The sequence below is a fragment of the Anaeromyxobacter oryzae genome, from assembly GCF_023169945.1.
Classification (GTDB): domain Bacteria; phylum Myxococcota; class Myxococcia; order Myxococcales; family Anaeromyxobacteraceae; genus Anaeromyxobacter; species Anaeromyxobacter oryzae.
Map to the genome: position 1 here is coordinate 3155148 of NZ_AP025591.1, position 16755 is coordinate 3171902.

The following is a 16755-nucleotide window of genomic DNA, read 5'->3' on the forward strand; positions in this document are numbered from 1 at the left end:
CACGGCCGCCAGGTCACCGCGGCGGAGGGAGCCGCATCGCGAGGAGCGGCCGTCCGCAGAGCGGGCACGCCGCTTCGCCGGGCGCGTCCGTCCAGACCTCGCAGGCCGGGCAGGTCCAGCGGACGTGCGCGTCCGAGGGCGGAGGCGCGTTCGGCGGATACGTCGCGGCGAGGCCCACGCCGAGCGCCCGGAAGTACGCGTAGCGCGCGTCGGGCGAGAGGTCGTCGGGGAGGGGCGCGCGGTGAAACGTGCGGCCCCCGGCCACCACGGGGCTCCCGTCGCCGCGCGCCGCGGCGAGCGCCTCGGCGGATCTCCGCGGCCAGGGCTGATCGTGGAAGAAGCGCGCCTTGAACGCGAGCCAGTCCGGGACGGAGCGGACCAGGGCGAGCGCGCGCTCGAACTCGTCCGGGCGGGACATGAAGTCGGGGTCGAACGGCATGCACGCGGATCTTGCGCGCGGGCGGCGGCCGGGACAAGAAGGGGTCGTGAGCGAGACGCCGCGCCGCGACTTCGAGAGCCGTTACCGCGAGGGCACCCCGCCGTGGGACATCGGGCGGCCGCAGCCGGAGATCGTCCGGCTCGCGGAGGAGGGCGAGATCGTCGGGGACGTCCTCGACGTGGGCTGCGGCACCGGCGAGAACGCGCTCCACCTCGCGTCGATCGGCCACCGCGTCCTCGGCGTCGACGCCTCGCCCACGGCGATCCTGCAGGCGCAGGAGAAGGCCGCCGCGCGCGCCCTCCCGGCCCAGTTCCGCGTCGCCGACGCGAAGCACCTCGAGACGCTCCGGCGCCGGTTCGAGACCGCCATCGACTGCGGCCTCTTCCACGTGTTCGAGCGGGAGGAGCGGCGGGCCTACGCCGAGTCGCTCACGGAGGTGCTGTCGCCCGGCTCGACCCTCCACGTCCTCTGCTTCTCGGACGAGGAGCCGCCCGGCTACGGCCCGAAGCGGATCTCCGAGTACGAGATCCGCGACGCGTTCCGTGGGATCTTCGCGCCGACCCGGATCCGGCCGGCGCTGTTCGAGCACCGGTTCGAGGGCGGTCCGGCGAAGGCCTGGCTCGCGACGCTCGTGAAGATCTGACGCGCGGGAGCCCCGGAACGGAGACGGGCCGCGCCCTCTCTCGAGGACGCGGCCCGTGGCACCGCCGAGCTACGCGGGTCCTAGAAGATCGTCCACTGCACCATCGCCTGCGGGACGGCGGTGTCCACGACCTCGTTCACGTCGCCCTGGGTCGCGAAGCCCCGGTGGATGTAGATCTCCGTACCGGCGTAGAGCTTGCCCTTCGGGCCGCCGAACGGCGCGAGGACGTCGACGAGCAGCTCGGGCTGCGCCCAGATCTCGACGCCGCTCTTGCCCGTGAACGACTTGGTCCCGTTCACGTCGACGAAGCCGGTGAAGAGGAACGGCACCGGGCCGACCGAGAAGGGCACCGTCCAGAACGGGCTGATCTGCCACTGCTGGTGAGCGTACTGATCGTAGCGGTAGTAGACGTTCAGGCCGAGGACCCAGAACTGGGGGGCGACGAAGTCGAACCCGACGCCGCCGAGGTAGGCGTAGAAGTTGTTCCCCTGGTTCACCTCGCCCGCGACGCCCCAGTTCCTGATGAAGCCGAGGGCCGGCTCCTTCTGCCCGAGGAGCTGGTTCACGAAGAGGCGCGGGTGCCACTCGAGGTAGACCGACGAGGTCTCGGCTCCGGCGTCGTCGCGACGCATGAGGTCGGCGAAGGCGAAGCTGTCGCCGTACTCCCAGGTCGAGAACGTGTTGAGGGTGAGCGTGGTGATCTTCCCGTGCTCGGGATGACCGATCCAGTTGTCGTCGAAGCTGTAGCCCTGCAGGAGCTGGACGTTCGTGGTCGAGAAGCCGCCGGCGCGCGCCGCGGGGGCGGCGAGCACGAGCGCGAGGAGGCTGGCGCGGAGGATGGAACGAAGGGTCATGGGCCCGCCTTCTAGCCCACCCTTCTGACGCTCCGAAAGGGTGCTGATTCGTCGGTCGCTACTCGAACGGGACGAGGTGCACCCGCTCACCCGGCTCGGCACCCAGAACTTCGCGCGCTTTCTCGGGAATCCGGACGCTCTCGCCGTCGAGACGCACCGCGCAACGGACCGCCCGGAAGCGCACCTTTCCCTCGCTGCGGGTGACTCCGACGAGGCGCTCCTCGCCGTCGCGCTCGAGCGGCTCCGGGAGGAGCTTCGCCCGGCGATACGCACGGACGAGCGTCACGTCGGCGAGCGGCGCCTCGTAGTGCGGTCCGCCGTCGAACGGGTCGATCCGGCTCACGTAGCGGAAGCCGATCTTCTCGAGGAGGTGGCGGACCGGCTCCGTCTCCGGACCGACCTTCCCGAGCGCCCGGCGGACCGCGGGCGGGAAGAGGGTCGCGTAGACGTCGACCGGCGGGAAGAGCTGCTGGATGAACTCCTTGTTCTCGCGGCTCTTCTTGTCGGCCTCCTGGTAGTCGAGGCCGGTGAACCGCGCGCCGAACGCCTCCCAGAACTGGCTGCGCCCGTCGCGCGACAGCGGCGGCATCAGCTCCGCGAGCACGGTCTCCCGGAATCGCTCGCGGAAGATCGCCATGTAGAGGAAGCGCACGAACGCGAGCTGCTTCCCGGGCCGCTCCTCGCCGCCGCGCTCGTGCGGATCGACGACCAGCCCGCCGATCTCGGTGGGCCCGTCGAAGTGGAACCCGAGCGACAGGACCTGGTGCTTGAAGTGCCGGTCGAGCGTCGACGAGTAGTGCTCGCGCTCCGACACGTCGAAGAAGGTGCAAGGCGACTCGCGCGTGCCGTGCTGCGCGATCACCATCGACGTGCCGACGATCCGGCGCGACCGAGGCTCCTCCGCGACGAAGACGTACGTCCGCTCGAGCGGGTCGCGGATCTTGCCCGCGAAGCTCCGGACCGACCGGTCGATGATCTCGACCAGCGCCCGCTCGTCGTGCGGGAGGTTCACCGTGTTCAGCACCTTCGCGAGCGCGGCGAGGCTCGCGAGGTCCGACTTCTGGGCGTCCCGGAGGAGCAGCATGGCGCGGTCTCGAGGAGGCTCCAGGCCTCAGGCCGACGCTCGATGGAGCCCCGGCCAGCGTCGGGCGGGGGCGAGGACGAGCCGGCGAGGGTCTGTAGCACGGCCCCCTGGGGCTGTCACCGTGCGTGGCGGCCGCGAACTCCGTTGAAACGGCGGCGACCCCGTGCCAATGAAGGACGCCGTGCGAGCGGTCGTGCAGCGCGTGTCGCGCGCCGAGGTGCGCGTCGAGGGAAGGGTCACCGGCTCGATCGGCCGGGGGCTGCTCGTGCTCGTCGGCGTGTCGCGCGACGACGGGGACGAGGACGCGCGGCTCCTCGCCGACAAGGTGGCGAACCTCCGGATCTTCGAGGACGCCGCCGGCAAGATGAACCTCGCCGTCGGCGAGATCTCGGGCGGCGTTCTCCTGGTGTCGCAGTTCACCCTCCTCGGCGACGGCCGGAAGGGGAACCGCCCGAGCTTCATCGACGCGGCGGCGCCCGAGGCCGCGAACGCGCTCTACGAGCGGTGCTGCGCCCTCGTGCGCGAGAAGGGGCTGCCGGTCGCGACCGGCGTCTTCCGCGCCCACATGGACGTGGAGCTCGTGAACGACGGCCCGGTGACGATCCTGCTCGATACGAAGCGGCTCTTTTGACGCGAGGTGAACGAATGTCCGACTGCCTGTTCTGCAAGATCGTGAAGGGCGAGATCCCCGCGAAGAAGGTCCACGAGGACGCCGACACGGTGGCCTTCCAGGACATCAACCCGCAGGCGCCCACGCACCTGCTCGTCGTCCCGCGGAAGCACATCCCGACGATGAACGACATCGGCGAGGCGGACGAGGCGCTCGTGGGGAAGCTCTTCCGCGTGGGCGCGAGGCTCGCCGAGGAGCGCGGCATCGCGGCGCCGGGGTGGCGCGCGGTGATGAACGCGAACCGCCTCGCCGGGCAGACCGTCTTCCACCTCCACCTGCACGTCCTCGGTGGCCGGGCGATGACCTGGCCGCCCGGGTAGCGGCGTCAGTAGCCGCTGCCCATGGCGCCGCTCCCGGTGCCGCTCGCCTGCGCCGGGGCCGGCCCCGCGCCGGCCTGGCCCTGCGCGCCCTCCCGCGCGAGCGCGTTCGCGCTCGCTGCGGCCCGGGCCGCCATGCCGAGCGCGAGCCGCGCCTGGTACAGGTCCCCGCGCGCGAGGGCGTCGCGCGCCGTCTGCAGGTACGCCGCGCCGGCGCCGGCCTGGGAGGCCTCGGCCTGCGCGCCGCGCTGCCCTGCCTCCGCGCGCGCCGCCTCGAGCGCCGCGGCGTTCTGGTCGAGCACCGTCTGGAGGCCGGACGCGTCGCCCGCGGCGAGCGACTGCAGCGCGCCGTCCATGTCCCCGAGCGCCGCGCCGGTGGTCTCGGCGCGCTGCGCAGGCGACCGCGCCGCCGCGTCCGCCTCGGCCGCCCGCTGCGCGCGCTCCTGCTGGAGCTGCGCCTCGAGCTGATCGGCCCGCGCGCGATCGGCGGCCGCGCCCTGCTGCAGCCCCGAGACCTCCGTCTGCAGCGAGCTCACCTGCTGGCGGAGCTGATCCATCTCGGCGCGCGCGGCGCCGTCGGTCCGGGCCTGCTCGTCGAGCCGCGCCTGCTCGTCCCGGATCGCCGCGGCGCGGTCCTCGTCCGCGGTCGACGGGCGCGTCGCGTTCGGCGCCCGGCGCCGCGCCGTGGAGCTGGAGGCGGCCCCGCCGCCGCCCTCGGCCGGGGACGGCGTCGGCGTGGCGCTCGCGGCCGCGTTCGGGGCGCCGTTCGGGGTCGCGGACGAGCTCCCCGTCCCGCCCGCGCTCGCGTTCGCCGTCGCGCTCGGCGCCGCGCTGGCGTTCGGAGCGTTCCCTCCGCTCGCGCTCCCCCCCGCCGCGCTCTCCACCTCCCGCTGTGTCGGTGCCGCTCCCTGGGTCGGCGCGGGCTGCGGCGTGGGCGATGCCCCCACGGTCGGCGCGGGAGAGGTCGGCCCGATCGGTCCGGCGTCGCCGCTCGTGCTGGCATCCGTGGGGCCGGCGGGCGACTGGGCGAGCGCGAGGGGCAGCGCGAGGGCGAGGGCGGAGAGCATGATGTGACGATCCGTTCGACGGGGCCGACCGACAAGCGGGCTTCGCAGGCGCCGTGCGCTCTGGCAGGCTGCCGGGCGCCCGATCCCGAGGAGGTCTCCCGATGCCCGCCATCCGCCCGCGCCGCAGCGTCCTCTACCTCCCCGGCTCGAACGCCCGCGCGCTCGAGAAGGCCCGCACCCTCGATGCCGACGCGCTCATCCTCGATCTCGAGGACGCGGTGGCGCCCGCCGCGAAGGACGAGGCACGCGCCCAGGTGATCGCGGCGGTGTCGGCGGGCGGCTTCGGGGGCCGGGAGGTGATCGTGCGCGTGAACGGCGGCGCGACGCCCTGGGGGGCGGCCGACCTCGCCGCGGTCGCCGGGGCGGGCGCGGACGCCGTCTGTCTGCCGAAGGTCGAGCGCCCGGACGACGTGCACGCCGCCGAGCGGGCGCTCGCCGCCGCCGGAGCGCCCGACCTCGACCTCTGGTGCATGATCGAGACGCCGCGCGGCGTCCTCGCGGTCGCCGACATCGCCGCCGCGAGCCCGCGTGTCGCGGCCCTCGTCGCCGGCACGAGCGACCTCGTGAAGGACCTCGGCGCGCGCCACACGCCCGGGCGCGCGGAGGTGCTCCCGAGCCTCGGCCTCATCCTGCTCGCGGCGCGCGCCAGCGGGCTCGCCGCGCTCGACGGCGTCCACCTCGACCTCTCGGACGAGGCCGGGTTCGAGGCGGCCTGCCGGCAGGGCCGCGATCTCGGCTTCGATGGCAAGACGCTCATCCATCCGAAGCAGCTCGCGGCGGCGAACCGGATCTTCGCGCCGACCAGCGCGGAGGTGGAGGCGGCGCGCCGGATCATCGCCGCCCACGCGGAGGCCGAGGCGGAGGGGAAGGGCGTCACCGTGGTCGATGGGCGGCTCGTGGAGGCGCTGCACGTCGAGGCGGCGCGCCGGACCGTGGCGCTCGCCGAGGCCGTCGCCGCCGGCCACGACTGACCGCGATCAAGTCTCAAGACGAGTGTTCTCGGGCATCTCCGGTTCGGCGCGAAAATCGCGCTGGCGTGGCTTGATCTGCGCCCGCGGGGGCCGGTACCGTGCCGGCCATGCTGAGAGTGAGTCGCAATCGCAACGCATGCGATCGGGAGTGCGGGTGCGCGTCGCGCGCCGTCCGGCGGGTGCGCTGGGTGATCGTCCTCCTGCTCCTCGCGGCCGCCGCGGCGGCGCCGCTCGTCGCGAGGCCGGACGATCTCGTCGCGGAGGCGACCTTCCTCGAGGACACCCTGCCGCCGGGCGGGCACGACCTGAACCTCTCCCTCGGCATGTCCCCGGCCGAGGACGGCGGCGGCGTCGACGCGGTCCCGCGGCTGCAGATCGCCTGGGCGCTCGGGCCGCGGACGGGGTTCACCGTCGACGCCGGCCTCGCCGTCGGCGCCGCGCGCCCGGCGCTCGCGACCCCGACCGCCTCCCTCAAGCTGCTGCTCCGGGACGCCGGACCGGACCGGACCGCGCTCGCCGCGAGCCTCGACCTCATCGGGACGCCCGACGCGTGGAGCCACAGCGAGGTCGGCGTCGGGCTCGGCGCGGCGCGGCCGCTCGCCGGCGTGACGGTGCGCGCCGCCGTCTGGGGCATGACCGACGCCGGCCGCTGGGATCCGCACGCCCACGCCGGCGTCTCCGCCGCGGTCCAGGCCGGCGTGCGCGTGCGGTTGCTCGCCGAGGCGGTCGCCGACGTTCGCGCCCACGGCGGCTCCCTCGGAGTGGGACCGACGGTGAAGATCGCGCTGAGCGAGGCGACGAGCCTCACCGGCGCGGTGCTCTTCGACGTCGCCGGAGGCGCCCCCGCGTTCTCCTCGGCGCTCATGCAGGTCGGGCGGGCGCTCTAGGACGGGCGGCCCGCCGCGTGCGAGGCTCGTCACCCGGGCGCGGCCGGATCGCGGCGCATCCGGTACTGCCGCTCGAGCTCGGAGAGACGCGCCACGAGCTCCGAGTGCCGCTGCACCCGGAAGATGTACCGCGGCACCTGCAGCTCCACCGTTCGCGACATGAACGGCTCTCCCCAGAAGCTGAGGAGCGCCTCCGTCCGGGCCTCGGGGCCGATGCCGGCCAGGATGAAGGACACGCTCTCGCGGAGCGTGCACCAGTGCGGCTCGCGCACCTTCCAGCCCCCGCGGCACGAGGCCACCTTCGGCGCGACGTGCTGCGCCCAGTTCTCGCGCTCGCCGTGGTCGAGGATGAACTGGATCGCGGCGACGGACTCGTTCTCGATCGCCGGCCCGAGCAGCTTGTCGAAGAGCGACTGGGGGCGGAACATCAGCAGGCACACGTTGAAGTAGGTGACCTCGCCGCGCGCCTGCCGGGCGAACCGCTCGCTCTCGTCGCGGAGGTGCCCCGGGCCGATGAGGAGCGCGTCCGGCGGGACGAGGGCCGACACCACGCGCGCGACGTCGCTCTCGACGCGCTGCACGGCCTCGAGGAGGCGCTCCTCGCGCGGCTCGCGGCGTAGATCCCGCACCAGGATGAGCGCCAGGATCGCCACGACCACGGCGGCGAGCACCGAGGGCTCCGCGACGTGGAGCAGCTCGAGGACGATCGCCACCACCGCCGCGACCACGCCCGCGATGGCGTCCCACTCGAGCCGGAGCAGCCCTCTCCTCGCCACGCGACGTCCCCCGTGGCCGGCCCGGGCGGACGCGCCGCCGGGGCGCCCGCCCACGCTGCACGTTGCGCAGGTCGGCTCGCCGCTGCACGAAGACCGTCGCGGCCGTGCCCGCGGCCGGCCCTCCCGGTGCCCGGCGCCGGCGGGATCGCGCCCGCCCGCCCGCGCTGCGAGCGCCCGCCTCTGGACCCGCGCGGGGTCGCCGGGCGTCGCGTCCGAGCAGCCCCCGCCTCGGTGGACAGGGGTAGGTCCATTCCATAGACTCCCCCTCCCTATGCGCGGGCTCCGTGGGGCGACACAGGTCGCCGCGAACACCGTCGACGCCATCGAGGACGCCGTCGTCGAGCTGTGCGCGGAGATCACCCGCCGGAACGACCTCCAGCCCTCCCAGATCGTCTGGGCGATCTTCACGGTCACGCACGACCTCGACGCCGACTTCCCGGCGCGGGCGGCGCGCGTGCAGGGCTGGAACGACGTCCCGATGATCTGCTCGCAGGAGATCCCGGTGCCGGGCTCGATGGCCCGCGTGATCCGCGTGCTCCTCCACGTCGACTCGGACGGCCCGCGGAACCACGTCTACCTCCGCGGCGCCCAGGCGCTCCGGCCCGACCTGCACAGGAAGCCTTGAGCCCGCCCGCGCGCGCCTGCAGAAGAGAGTCACCGGTGATCGTCGTCATGAAGAGGGGCTGCACCGACTTGGAGGTCGCGGGCGTCGCCGCGCGGATCGAGGCGCTCGGGCTGCGGCCCAGCGTCTCGCGCGGCGAGGAGCGGACGGTCGTCGGCGTGATCGGCGACGACCGGCTCGCGGACGCCGGGACCCTCGAGGCGCTCCCCGGCGTGTCCGGGTGCGTCCGCGTCCTCGCGCCGTACAAGCTCGCCTCGCGGGACTCCCACCCGTCGCGGACCGTCGTGACGATCGGGGAAGGGGAGGGCGCGGTGCGGGTCGGGGCGGACGCGGTCGCCGTGATCGCCGGGCCGTGCGCGGTGGAGAGCTGGGCGCAGCTGGAGGCCGTCGCGCGCGCGGCGAAGGCCGCCGGGGCGCGGCTGCTGCGCGGCGGCGCGTTCAAGCCGCGGACGTCGCCGTACGCGTTCCAGGGGCTCGGGGAGGAGGGGCTCCGGCTGCTCGCGCGGGCGCGCGGCGAGACCGGCCTCCCCGTCGTCACCGAGGTGATGACCGCGGAGATGGTGCCGCTCGTCGAGGAGCACGCCGACGCGCTCCAGGTCGGCGCGCGCAACATGCAGAACTTCGACCTGCTCCGCGCCTGCGGGAAGGCGCGGAAGCCGGTGCTGCTCAAGCGCGGGCTCTCCGCCACGCTCGAGGAGCTGCTCATGGCGGCGGAGTACGTGCTCGCCGGCGGGAACGCCCGGGTGATCCTCTGCGAGCGCGGCATCCGCACGTACGAGAAGGCGACGCGGAACACGCTCGACCTCTCCGCGGTGCCGGCGCTGAAGGAGCTCTCGCACCTGCCGGTGATGGTCGACCCCTCGCACGGCACCGGGAAGCGCTCCCTGGTCACGCCGATGGCGCTCGCCGCGGTGGCCGCGGGGGCGGACGGCCTCCTCGTCGAGGTCCACCCCGACCCCGCGCACGCCCTCTCCGACGGCCCGCAGTCGCTCACGCCGGACGGGCTCGTGGACCTCATGGCGCGCGTCCGCGCGGTGGCGGCCGCGGTGGGACGGTCCGCGTGAGCGTCCCCGCCGAGATCGGCGTCGTCGGGCTCGGGCTCATGGGCGCCTCGCTCGCCCGCGCGGCGCGCGCCGTCCGGCCCGACGTCCGCGTCGTCGCGGTGGAGCCGCGGGCGGACGTCCGCGCCCAGGCGCTCGCGGACGGCGTGGCGCAGGTCGCGACCGCCGCTCCCGACGCCGCCCTCGCCCGCGCCGGGCTCGTCTTCCTCTGCACGCCGGTCGCGGCCATCGAGGCGCTCCTCGCGCCGGTCTCCGCGCTGCTCGCCGACGGGGCGGTGCTCACGGACGTGGGCGGCGCGAAGGAGCGGATCGTGCTCCTCGCCAGGGAGCGCGTCCGGTCCGCCGTCGCGTTCGTCGGCGCGCACCCGATGTTCGGGGGGCACGGCGGGTACGCAGGAGGCGCGGCCGCCGCGGAGAAGTGGAAGGGCGGGGCGGTGGCGGTCATCACCGACGCGCCTCCCGCCGCGGTCGACGCCGTGGCCGCGTTCCACGAGGCCCTCGGCGCGCGCGTCGTCCGCTGCACCGCCGCGGAGCACGACGGCGCCGTCGCGATGGTCTCGCACCTCCCGTACCTCGTCGCCTCCGCGCTCGCGACCGCGGCGAGGGAGGCCGGCCCGCTCGCGCGCGAGCTCGCCGGCCCGGGGCTCAAGGACATGACCCGGCTCGCGCAGTTCCCCTTCGACGTCCAGGGCGAGGTCGCGCGCCGGAACGCCCACGTCCCCGAGGCGGCGCGCCGGCTCCAGGGCCACCTCGCCCGGATCCTCGCCGCCATCCAGGACTCGCCAGAGGCGGCCCGGAACGCCCTCGAGGCCGCCCGCGCCGCACGGGAGGAGCTCTTTTGACGACCCACACGAACGGCCCGCTCGCCTGCCGCCGCAAGGGCCCCCTCCGCGGCACCATCGAGGTCCCCGGCGACAAGTCGATCTCGCACCGGAGCCTCCTCTTCGGTGCCCTCGCCTCCGGCGAGACCCGCGTCCGCGGGCTCCTCGACGCGGAGGACGTCCACTCGACGCGCAAGGCGGTGGTGGCCCTCGGGGCGACCGTCCGCGAGGAGGGCGACGAGATCGTGGTCGTCGGCCCGGAGAAGCTCCGCGAGCCGGGCGACGTCATCGACTGCGGGAACTCCGGGACCAGCCTGCGCCTCCTCACCGGCGTCCTCTCCGGGATCCCCGGGCTCGCCGTCCTCACCGGCGACGCCTCGCTCCGCAAGCGCCCGGTCCGGCGCGTCATCGACCCGCTCCGGAAGATGGGCGCGAACCTGTCCGCGCGCGACGGCGACCGGCTGCCGCCGGTGGTGATCCGCGGCGGCCCGCTCCGGGGCGCCCGCCACGTCATGGAGGTCGCGAGCGCGCAGGTGAAGAGCGCGATCCTCCTCGCCGGCCTGTTCGCCGAGGGCGAGACGTCGGTGGTCGAGCCGGAGCGCTCGCGCGACCACACGGAGCGGATGCTCCGCGGGATGGGCGTGCCGGTCCGGGTGAACGGGCTGGAGGTGGCCGTCTCGGCCGCGCGGCCGCGCGGTACCCGGGTCGACGTGCCCGGCGACATCTCCTCGGCTGCGTTCTTCCTCTGCGGTGCGGCGGCGCTCCCCGGCTCGAAGGTCACGGTCCGCAACCTCGGCGTCAACGAGACCCGGACCGGGCTCCTCGACGTGCTCCGGGCGATGGGCGCGAAGGTCACGCTCGAGGGCGCCCGCGAGATCGCGGGGGAGCCCCGCGCCGACGTGACGGTCGAGGCGGCGGAGCTCCGCGGCACCGAGATCCGCGGCGCGGTCATCCCGCGGCTCATCGACGAGCTGCCGGTCGTGATGGTGATGGCGACGCAGGCGCGGGGCCGGACGGTGATCCGCGACGCGCGGGAGCTCAGGGTGAAGGAGTCCGACCGGCTCGCCGCCATGGGCGAGACGCTCGCCCGCGCCGGCGCGAAGATCGAGCTGTACGACGACGGCTGCGCCATCGACGGCCCGACGCCGCTCCGGGGCGTCCCGGTCCAGACGCGGCTCGACCACCGGATCGCCATGTCGATGGCGATCGCCCAGCTCCTCACCGGCGGCGACGAGGTCGTGCTCGACGACGTGGCGTGCGTCGCGACGAGCTTCCCCTCGTTCTTCCGGCTGCTCGATCAGGTCGCCGCGGGGGCAGCGCCGTGATCACCGGCCGCACCGCGCTCTACGGCGTCGTCGGGCACCCCGTCGCGCACAGCCGCTCGCCCGAGATGCAGAACGCGGCGTTCGCCGACGCCGGCCTCGACGCGGTGTACGTCGCGCTCCCGGTGCCGCCGGACGGGCTCGGCGACGCGCTCCGCGGCGCCCACGCGCTCGGGTTCCAGGGGCTGAACGTCACCGTGCCGCACAAGCAGCGCGCGGCCTCGGCGTGCGTCGCGCTCGACGCGGTCGCCGAGGAGGTGGGCGCGGTGAACACGCTGCGGCGCACCGCCGTCGGGTGGGAGGGCTTCAACACCGATGCGCCGGCGTGCCTCGGGCTCCTCGAGGCGTCGGGCATCGGCGCGGGCGCGCGGGCGCTCCTCGTCGGCGCGGGCGGCGCGGCGCGGGCCGCGGGGTGGGCGCTGCTCCGGCTCGGCGCCGAGGTCCGCGTCGTGGCGCGGCGGCTCGAGGCGGCCGCCGACCTCGTGCACGCGCTCGGCTCGGCGCCGGCGCGGAACGGGGGTCGCGCCCAGGCCGTCGCCTGGGGCGAGCTCGCCGCCGAGGCGGACGCGGCCGACGTGGTGGTGAACGGGACCAGCGTCGGCCTGGCCGGGCACGCGACGCGCCTCCCCGCCCTCCGGTTCCGCCCGGGCCAGGTCGCCCTCGACTTCGTGTACGGGGAGACCGAGTTCGTCCGCTCCGCGTCCGACGCGGGCGCCCGGCTCGTCACCGGCGAGCAGATCCTGGTCCGCCAGGGCGCGCTCGCCTTCACCCTCTGGACGGGGCGCGGCGCGCCCGAGGCGGTCATGACGGCCGCGCTCGCGCGCCCCGCCGCGCCCTCCCTCGCGTCCGCCCCCGCGCGCAGCGCCGCGGCCGGATCATCTGGAGCGAAGCGATGACCCTCCGCTACCTCACCGCCGGCGAGTCGCACGGCCCCGGCCTCGTCGCCATCGCGGAGGGCTTCCCCGCCGGCCTCACCGTCGCCTTCGAGGCGGTGGATCGCGATCTCCGCCGCCGCCAGAAGGGCTACGGCCGCGGCGGCCGGATGAAGATCGAGACCGACCAGGCGCAGTTCCTCGCCGGCCTCCGCGGCGGCGTGACCACCGGCGCGCCCATCGCGCTCGTGGTCTGGAACAAGGATCACGAGAACTGGAAGGAGCTCGTCTCGCCCTACGCGCGCGGCGGACGGAAGTTCACGCAGGTCCGCCCGGGCCACGCCGACCTCGCCGGCGCGCTCAAGTACGACCTCGACGACGCGCGCGACGTGCTCGAGCGCGCGAGCGCCCGCTCCACGGCCACCATCGTCGCGCTCGGCGCCCTCGCGAAGGCGCTGCTCGGGCGCTTCGGGATCCAGGTCTCGTCGCGCGTCGTCGCCATCGGGCCGAGGGCGCGGCTCGCCGACGCGCCGCCCGACGGCGCGCAGAAGCTCGCCATCGAGGCCTCGGATCTGCACGTCGACGACGAGGCGGTCGCGGCGGAGTGGCGGGCCCTCATCGACGCCGAGAAGGCGCGCGGCGGCTCCATCGGCGGCGCGTTCGACGTGTACGCCGAGGGGCTCCCCATCGGCCTCGGCAGCCACGTGCACCCCGACCGCCGCCTCGACTCGCGCCTCGTCGGCGCGCTGTGCGGGATCCAGGCGATCCGCGCCGCGGAGGTCGGCGACGGCACGCAGGTGGGCCGCCCCGGGTACGAGTTCCACGATCCCATCCACTACGACCCGGCGCGCGGGTTCCACCGTCCGTCGAACCGTGCCGGCGGCCTCGAGGGTGGCATGACCGACGGGATGCCGCTCCGGGTCCGCGCGTACATGAAGCCCATCCCGACCATGCTCCACCCGCTCGACACCGTGGACCTCGCGACCCGCGAGGCGACCCAGGCCCGCTATGAGCGCAGCGACGTCTGCGCGGTCCCGGCCGCGGCGATCGTGGGCGAGGCCGTGGTGGCGTGGGAGCTCGCGAACGCGTTCCTCGAGAAGTTCGGCGGGGACGCGATCGCCGACGTGGAGAAGGCCGTGGAGGCGTATGCCGCTCGGATCCGGTGAGACCGTCGCAGTCACGGGGATGATGGGCGCCGGGAAGTCCACGGTCGCCCGCGCCCTCGGGCGGCTCCTCGGGCGGCCCGTCGTCTCGCTCGACGCGGAGATCGCCGCCCGCGCGGGGAAGTCGATCCCGGCCATCTTCGCCGAGGACGGCGAGCCCGCCTTCCGGGCGCTGGAGCGGCACGCCGTGAGCGCGGTCCCGCCCGGCGCGGTGGTCGACCTCGGCGGCGGCGCGTTCTGCGATCCCGCGAGCGCGGCGCGGCTCCTCGCCATGGGGCGGGTGGTGTTCCTCGACGTCTCGCCGGCCGAGGCGGCGCGCCGGATCGGCGCCGGCGACGGCCGGCCCCTCGCCGCGACCTGGGAGGCGCTCCTGGCGCGGCGGCTCCCGCTGTACCGCCGCGCCCACCTCACCATCCGGGTGGACGGGCTCGCGCCCGACGCCATCGCGCGCCGCATCGTGGAGGCCCTGTGACCCGCTCGAACCCGCCGCTCCCCGAGGAGACCGGCGCCGGCCCCGAGGTCGTCGAGCTGATCCCCGCACGCCAGGGCGGGCACGAGTACCCGGTCCGCGTGGGCGGGGGCGTGGCCGAGCTCCTCGCCGGGTTCGCCGAGGAGCACGATCGCCTCGCGCTCGTCAGCTCCGCGCCCGTGCTCCGGACCCGCCACGGCAAGGCGGTCCGGGAGCGGCTCGCCGCCACCGGCCGGCTCGGGCTCGTCCACGTCCTGCCGGACGGCGAGCGCGGGAAGACGCTCGGCGAGCTCGAGCGCGCCGCGACGGCGCTCCTCCGCGCCGGGCTGACGCGCCGCTCGCTCGTCGTCGCCCTCGGCGGCGGCGCCGTCACCGACGCCGCGGGCTTCCTCGCCGCCACGTACATGCGGGGCCTCCCCTGGGTGGCGGTCCCGACGACGCTCCTCGCGATGGTCGACGCGGCGATCGGCGGGAAGACCGCGGTGAACCTGCCGCTGGCGAAGAACGCGGTCGGCGCGTTCCACCCGCCCGAGGCGGTGCTCGCCGATCCGGCGACGCTCGCGACGCTCCCCGCCCGCGAGCTCGCGAGCGGGAAGGGCGAGGTCATGAAGTACGGCGCGCTCCAGCCCGCGCTCCTCGCCTCCTTCGCCGAGCGGAGCGGCGGCGCGATCCCCGACCCCGCCGTGATCGCCGCCTGCGCGCGGATGAAGGTCGACGTGGTCGAGGCGGACCCGCGCGAGAAGGGACCGCGCAAGCTCCTGAACCTCGGGCACACCTTCGGCCACGGCGTGGAGGCGGCCGGCAAGCTCTCCCGCTACACGCACGGCGAGGCGGTCTCCATCGGCCTCGCCTTCGCCTTCCGCCTCGCCCGCCAGCTCGGGCGCGTCGGCGACGACGCGGTCGCCGCCGTCGAGGCGGCGCTCTCCGGCGTCGGCCTCCCGACCCGCGTCCCCGCCGCGATCGCCCGCGCCGGCACGAAGCTCATGGCGTTCGACAAGAAGAGGGGGGAGGATGGGCTCCTCTGGGTCCTGCCGCGGGCGGACGCGGGGAGCTGGGTGGTGGAGTGGGACGTCCGGGTCGAGCCGGGCGCGGTGGAGGCGACGGTCGCGGAGATCGTGGCGGCGCCCGGGCGCTCGGCGGCCCGTCCGGGCTCGCGGAGCCGCGCGAAGGCGCGGAGAAAGGCGGCGCGATGATCCTCCTCGTGAACGGTCCGAACCTGAACCTGCTCGGCGAGCGCGAGCCGGAGATCTACGGGCGCACGACGCTCGCCGACATCGAGCAGATGGTCGTGGACGCGTGCGCCGGCTGGGCCGTCCAGGTGAAGGCCTTCCAGTCGAACCACGAGGGCGCGCTCCTCGACTTCATCCAGGAGCACCGGGCGAAGGCGCGGGGCCTCATCCTGAACCTCGGCGCGCTCACGCACACGAGCTACGCGCTGCACGACTGCCTGAAGGCGCTCTCGGTCCCGGCCGTCGAGGTGCACATCTCGAACATCCACGCGCGCGAGGGCTTCCGCCACACGAGCCTCACGGCGCCCGCGTGCCGAGGCGTGATCGCCGGGCTCGGGCCGCGCGGCTACATCCTCGCCGCCGAGTGGCTGTGCGCCGAGATCGGCGCGCTCCCGCGCGAGCAGGCGGAGCGGAAGGCCCGGACGACGTAGCGTCGCCGGGCGCGCCCATGCCGCGCGTCGCGGTCCTCATGCCGGTCCGGAACGCCGCCGCCACGGTGCGGGCGGCGGCCGCGTCGATCCTTCGCCAGACGGAGCGCGACCTCGCGCTCGTCTGCGTCGACGACGGCTCCAGCGACGGCACCGCGGAGGTCCTGGATCGGCTCGCCGCCCGCGATCGCCGCGTGTCCGTGGTGCGGGGCCCCGGCGAGGGCATCGCGCGCGCGCTGAACCGCGGGCTCGCGGCGTGCGACGCCGACGTGATCGCGCGGATGGACGCGGACGACGTGGCCCACCCGCGGCGCCTCGCGCTGACGCGCGCTGCGCTCGAGGCGGATCCGGCGCTGGTCGCGGTCGGCGGGCGGGTGCGCCTCTTCCCCCGCGCCACGGTGCGCGGCGGCATGCGGCGGTACGCGGCGTGGCTGAACGGGCTCGTCACGCCCGCGCTCGTCGCGCGGGACCTCCTCGTCGAGGCGCCACTCGTCCACCCCGCGACGGCGATCCGGAGCGCCGCGCTCGCGGCGGCAGGAGGCTGGCGCGACGGCGCGTTCCCGGAGGACTACGATCTCTGGCTGCGCCTCTCGGCGGCCGGCGGCCGGCTCACCAACGTCCCGGAGCTGGTCCTCGACTGGCGCGAGTCGGCGGGCCGCGCGACGCGCACCGACCCGCGCTACGCGCTCGCCCGTCACGTGGCGCTCAAGTGCGCCCACCTCGCGGAGCACGTGCTCGCCGGCGTGTCCGAGGTGGCGCTCTGGGGTGCCGGGGAGACCGGCAAGGCCTTCTCCGACGCGCTCCGCGAGCGCGGCATCGCCACCTCGCTCTTCGTCGAGGTGGACCGCGCGAAGATTGGACGGACCATCCGGGGCGCGCGGGTGATCTCGCATGAGGACGTCGCCGTGGTCCGCGGGCTGCCGCTCCTCGTGGCGGTGGGCGCTCCGGGCGCGCGAGACCTCATCCGGGATGCGCTCTCGCGCGCGGGGTTCGCGGAGCTCCGGGACTATCGCTGCGTCGCATGACCACGGGGGAGAGCCCGCGCGACCCCTACGCACCG

General features: G+C 75.4%; 20 protein-coding genes. 15 read left to right on the top strand and 5 right to left on the bottom strand.

The features are described from left to right. Positions 1–13 precede the first annotated feature (13 nt). Entirely contained in the window at positions 14–439 is a 426-nt protein-coding gene (locus AMOR_RS13675; protein WP_248361978.1) for a hypothetical protein, read from the bottom strand. Between the two features lie 46 nt (positions 440–485). Here AMOR_RS13675 and AMOR_RS13680 point away from each other — a divergent pair, with 46 nt between their 5' ends. After that, on the top strand, positions 486–1082 hold the full coding sequence (locus tag AMOR_RS13680; RefSeq protein ID WP_248361980.1) for a class I SAM-dependent methyltransferase: 597 nt from the start codon (positions 486–488) through the stop codon (positions 1080–1082). A gap of 80 nt (positions 1083–1162) precedes the next feature. On the opposite strand, the gene AMOR_RS13685 is transcribed toward AMOR_RS13680, so the two are convergent. Then, the gene (locus AMOR_RS13685) at positions 1163–1936 is read right to left on the bottom strand and encodes an ion channel protein Tsx (RefSeq protein ID WP_248361983.1); all 774 of its coding nucleotides are present in this window, start codon (positions 1934–1936) and stop codon (positions 1163–1165) included. A gap of 58 nt (positions 1937–1994) precedes the next feature. Next, complete coding sequence (locus AMOR_RS13690; RefSeq protein WP_248361986.1) at positions 1995–3020, bottom strand: arginine N-succinyltransferase; 1026 nt, start codon at positions 3018–3020, stop codon at positions 1995–1997. A gap of 181 nt (positions 3021–3201) precedes the next feature. Between AMOR_RS13690 and dtd the strand changes: the two genes are divergently transcribed. Beyond that, positions 3202–3651 carry a D-aminoacyl-tRNA deacylase gene (gene dtd, locus AMOR_RS13695; protein WP_248361989.1) on the top strand — a complete coding sequence of 150 codons (450 nt, stop codon included), beginning with the start codon at positions 3202–3204 and terminating at the stop codon, positions 3649–3651. A gap of 14 nt (positions 3652–3665) precedes the next feature. Then, positions 3666–4010, top strand: a complete 345-nt coding sequence (locus tag AMOR_RS13700; protein WP_248361992.1) for a histidine triad nucleotide-binding protein — start codon at positions 3666–3668, stop codon at positions 4008–4010. A 5-nt stretch (positions 4011–4015) separates the two neighbouring features. Here the strand turns inward: AMOR_RS13700 and AMOR_RS13705 are convergent, their stop codons facing one another. Beyond that, positions 4016–5074 (bottom strand): hypothetical protein, encoded by a 1059-nt coding sequence (locus tag AMOR_RS13705; protein ID WP_248361995.1) that lies wholly within the window; start codon positions 5072–5074, stop codon positions 4016–4018. A 101-nt stretch (positions 5075–5175) separates the two neighbouring features. Here AMOR_RS13705 and AMOR_RS13710 point away from each other — a divergent pair, with 101 nt between their 5' ends. After that, on the top strand, positions 5176–6045 hold the full coding sequence (locus tag AMOR_RS13710; RefSeq protein WP_248361998.1) for an HpcH/HpaI aldolase/citrate lyase family protein: 870 nt from the start codon (positions 5176–5178) through the stop codon (positions 6043–6045). A 188-nt stretch (positions 6046–6233) separates the two neighbouring features. After that, complete coding sequence (locus AMOR_RS13715; RefSeq protein ID WP_248362001.1) at positions 6234–6932, top strand: hypothetical protein; 699 nt, start codon at positions 6234–6236, stop codon at positions 6930–6932. 29 nt (positions 6933–6961) lie between these two features. Here AMOR_RS13715 and AMOR_RS13720 read toward each other — a convergent pair whose 3' ends face one another. Then, positions 6962–7708: a hypothetical protein gene (locus AMOR_RS13720; protein ID WP_248362002.1), complete on the bottom strand. Its 747-nt coding sequence runs from the start codon at positions 7706–7708 to the stop codon at positions 6962–6964. Positions 7709–7979: 271 nt separating this feature from the next. On the opposite strand from AMOR_RS13720, the gene aroH reads away from it, so the two are divergent. The 10 genes from aroH to AMOR_RS13770 are packed head-to-tail and all read left to right on the top strand — an operon-like array spanning position 7980 to position 16720. Further along, positions 7980–8333 carry a chorismate mutase gene (gene aroH / locus AMOR_RS13725; protein WP_248362005.1) on the top strand — a complete coding sequence of 118 codons (354 nt, stop codon included), beginning with the start codon at positions 7980–7982 and terminating at the stop codon, positions 8331–8333. 35 nt (positions 8334–8368) lie between these two features. After that, entirely contained in the window at positions 8369–9394 is a 1026-nt protein-coding gene (gene aroF, locus AMOR_RS13730) for a 3-deoxy-7-phosphoheptulonate synthase (protein ID WP_404800957.1), read from the top strand. Continuing rightward, entirely contained in the window at positions 9391–10233 is an 843-nt protein-coding gene (locus tag AMOR_RS13735; RefSeq protein ID WP_248362011.1) for a prephenate dehydrogenase, read from the top strand. Before aroF ends, AMOR_RS13735 begins: the two co-directional genes overlap by 4 nt. Then, complete coding sequence (gene aroA / locus AMOR_RS13740) at positions 10230–11537, top strand: 3-phosphoshikimate 1-carboxyvinyltransferase (protein ID WP_248362013.1); 1308 nt, start codon at positions 10230–10232, stop codon at positions 11535–11537. Before AMOR_RS13735 ends, aroA begins: the two co-directional genes overlap by 4 nt. Then, a complete protein-coding gene (locus tag AMOR_RS13745) occupies positions 11534–12430 on the top strand; it encodes a shikimate dehydrogenase family protein (RefSeq protein ID WP_248362016.1) in 897 nt (298 codons plus the stop codon). The genes aroA and AMOR_RS13745 overlap by 4 nt, the downstream gene beginning before the upstream one ends. Beyond that, positions 12427–13572 carry a chorismate synthase gene (gene aroC, locus AMOR_RS13750; RefSeq protein ID WP_248362019.1) on the top strand — a complete coding sequence of 382 codons (1146 nt, stop codon included), beginning with the start codon at positions 12427–12429 and terminating at the stop codon, positions 13570–13572. Before AMOR_RS13745 ends, aroC begins: the two co-directional genes overlap by 4 nt. Further along, a complete protein-coding gene (locus AMOR_RS13755; protein ID WP_248362022.1) occupies positions 13553–14041 on the top strand; it encodes a shikimate kinase in 489 nt (162 codons plus the stop codon). Before aroC ends, AMOR_RS13755 begins: the two co-directional genes overlap by 20 nt. Continuing rightward, positions 14038–15231 carry a 3-dehydroquinate synthase gene (locus tag AMOR_RS13760; RefSeq protein WP_248362024.1) on the top strand — a complete coding sequence of 398 codons (1194 nt, stop codon included), beginning with the start codon at positions 14038–14040 and terminating at the stop codon, positions 15229–15231. The genes AMOR_RS13755 and AMOR_RS13760 overlap by 4 nt, the downstream gene beginning before the upstream one ends. Then, entirely contained in the window at positions 15228–15698 is a 471-nt protein-coding gene (gene aroQ / locus AMOR_RS13765; RefSeq protein WP_248362027.1) for a type II 3-dehydroquinate dehydratase, read from the top strand. The genes AMOR_RS13760 and aroQ overlap by 4 nt, the downstream gene beginning before the upstream one ends. A gap of 17 nt (positions 15699–15715) precedes the next feature. Further along, entirely contained in the window at positions 15716–16720 is a 1005-nt protein-coding gene (locus AMOR_RS13770) for a glycosyltransferase family 2 protein (RefSeq protein WP_248362029.1), read from the top strand. Positions 16721–16755: the final 35 nt, after the last annotated feature.

Coding starts and splice junctions, on each gene's coding strand:
- aroH (WP_248362005.1), top strand. CDS start 7,980: ATGCGCGGGCTCCGTGGGGCGACACAGGTCGCCGCGAACACCGTCGAC.
- AMOR_RS13685 (WP_248361983.1), bottom strand. CDS start 1,936: ATGACCCTTCGTTCCATCCTCCGCGCCAGCCTCCTCGCGCTCGTGCTC.
- AMOR_RS13755 (WP_248362022.1), top strand. CDS start 13,553: ATGCCGCTCGGATCCGGTGAGACCGTCGCAGTCACGGGGATGATGGGC.
- AMOR_RS13690 (WP_248361986.1), bottom strand. CDS start 3,020: ATGCTGCTCCTCCGGGACGCCCAGAAGTCGGACCTCGCGAGCCTCGCC.
- aroC (WP_248362019.1), top strand. CDS start 12,427: ATGACCCTCCGCTACCTCACCGCCGGCGAGTCGCACGGCCCCGGCCTC.
- AMOR_RS13710 (WP_248361998.1), top strand. CDS start 5,176: ATGCCCGCCATCCGCCCGCGCCGCAGCGTCCTCTACCTCCCCGGCTCG.
- AMOR_RS13770 (WP_248362029.1), top strand. CDS start 15,716: ATGCCGCGCGTCGCGGTCCTCATGCCGGTCCGGAACGCCGCCGCCACG.
- AMOR_RS13700 (WP_248361992.1), top strand. CDS start 3,666: ATGTCCGACTGCCTGTTCTGCAAGATCGTGAAGGGCGAGATCCCCGCG.
- AMOR_RS13675 (WP_248361978.1), bottom strand. CDS start 439: ATGCCGTTCGACCCCGACTTCATGTCCCGCCCGGACGAGTTCGAGCGC.
- AMOR_RS13705 (WP_248361995.1), bottom strand. CDS start 5,074: ATGCTCTCCGCCCTCGCCCTCGCGCTGCCCCTCGCGCTCGCCCAGTCG.
- aroQ (WP_248362027.1), top strand. CDS start 15,228: ATGATCCTCCTCGTGAACGGTCCGAACCTGAACCTGCTCGGCGAGCGC.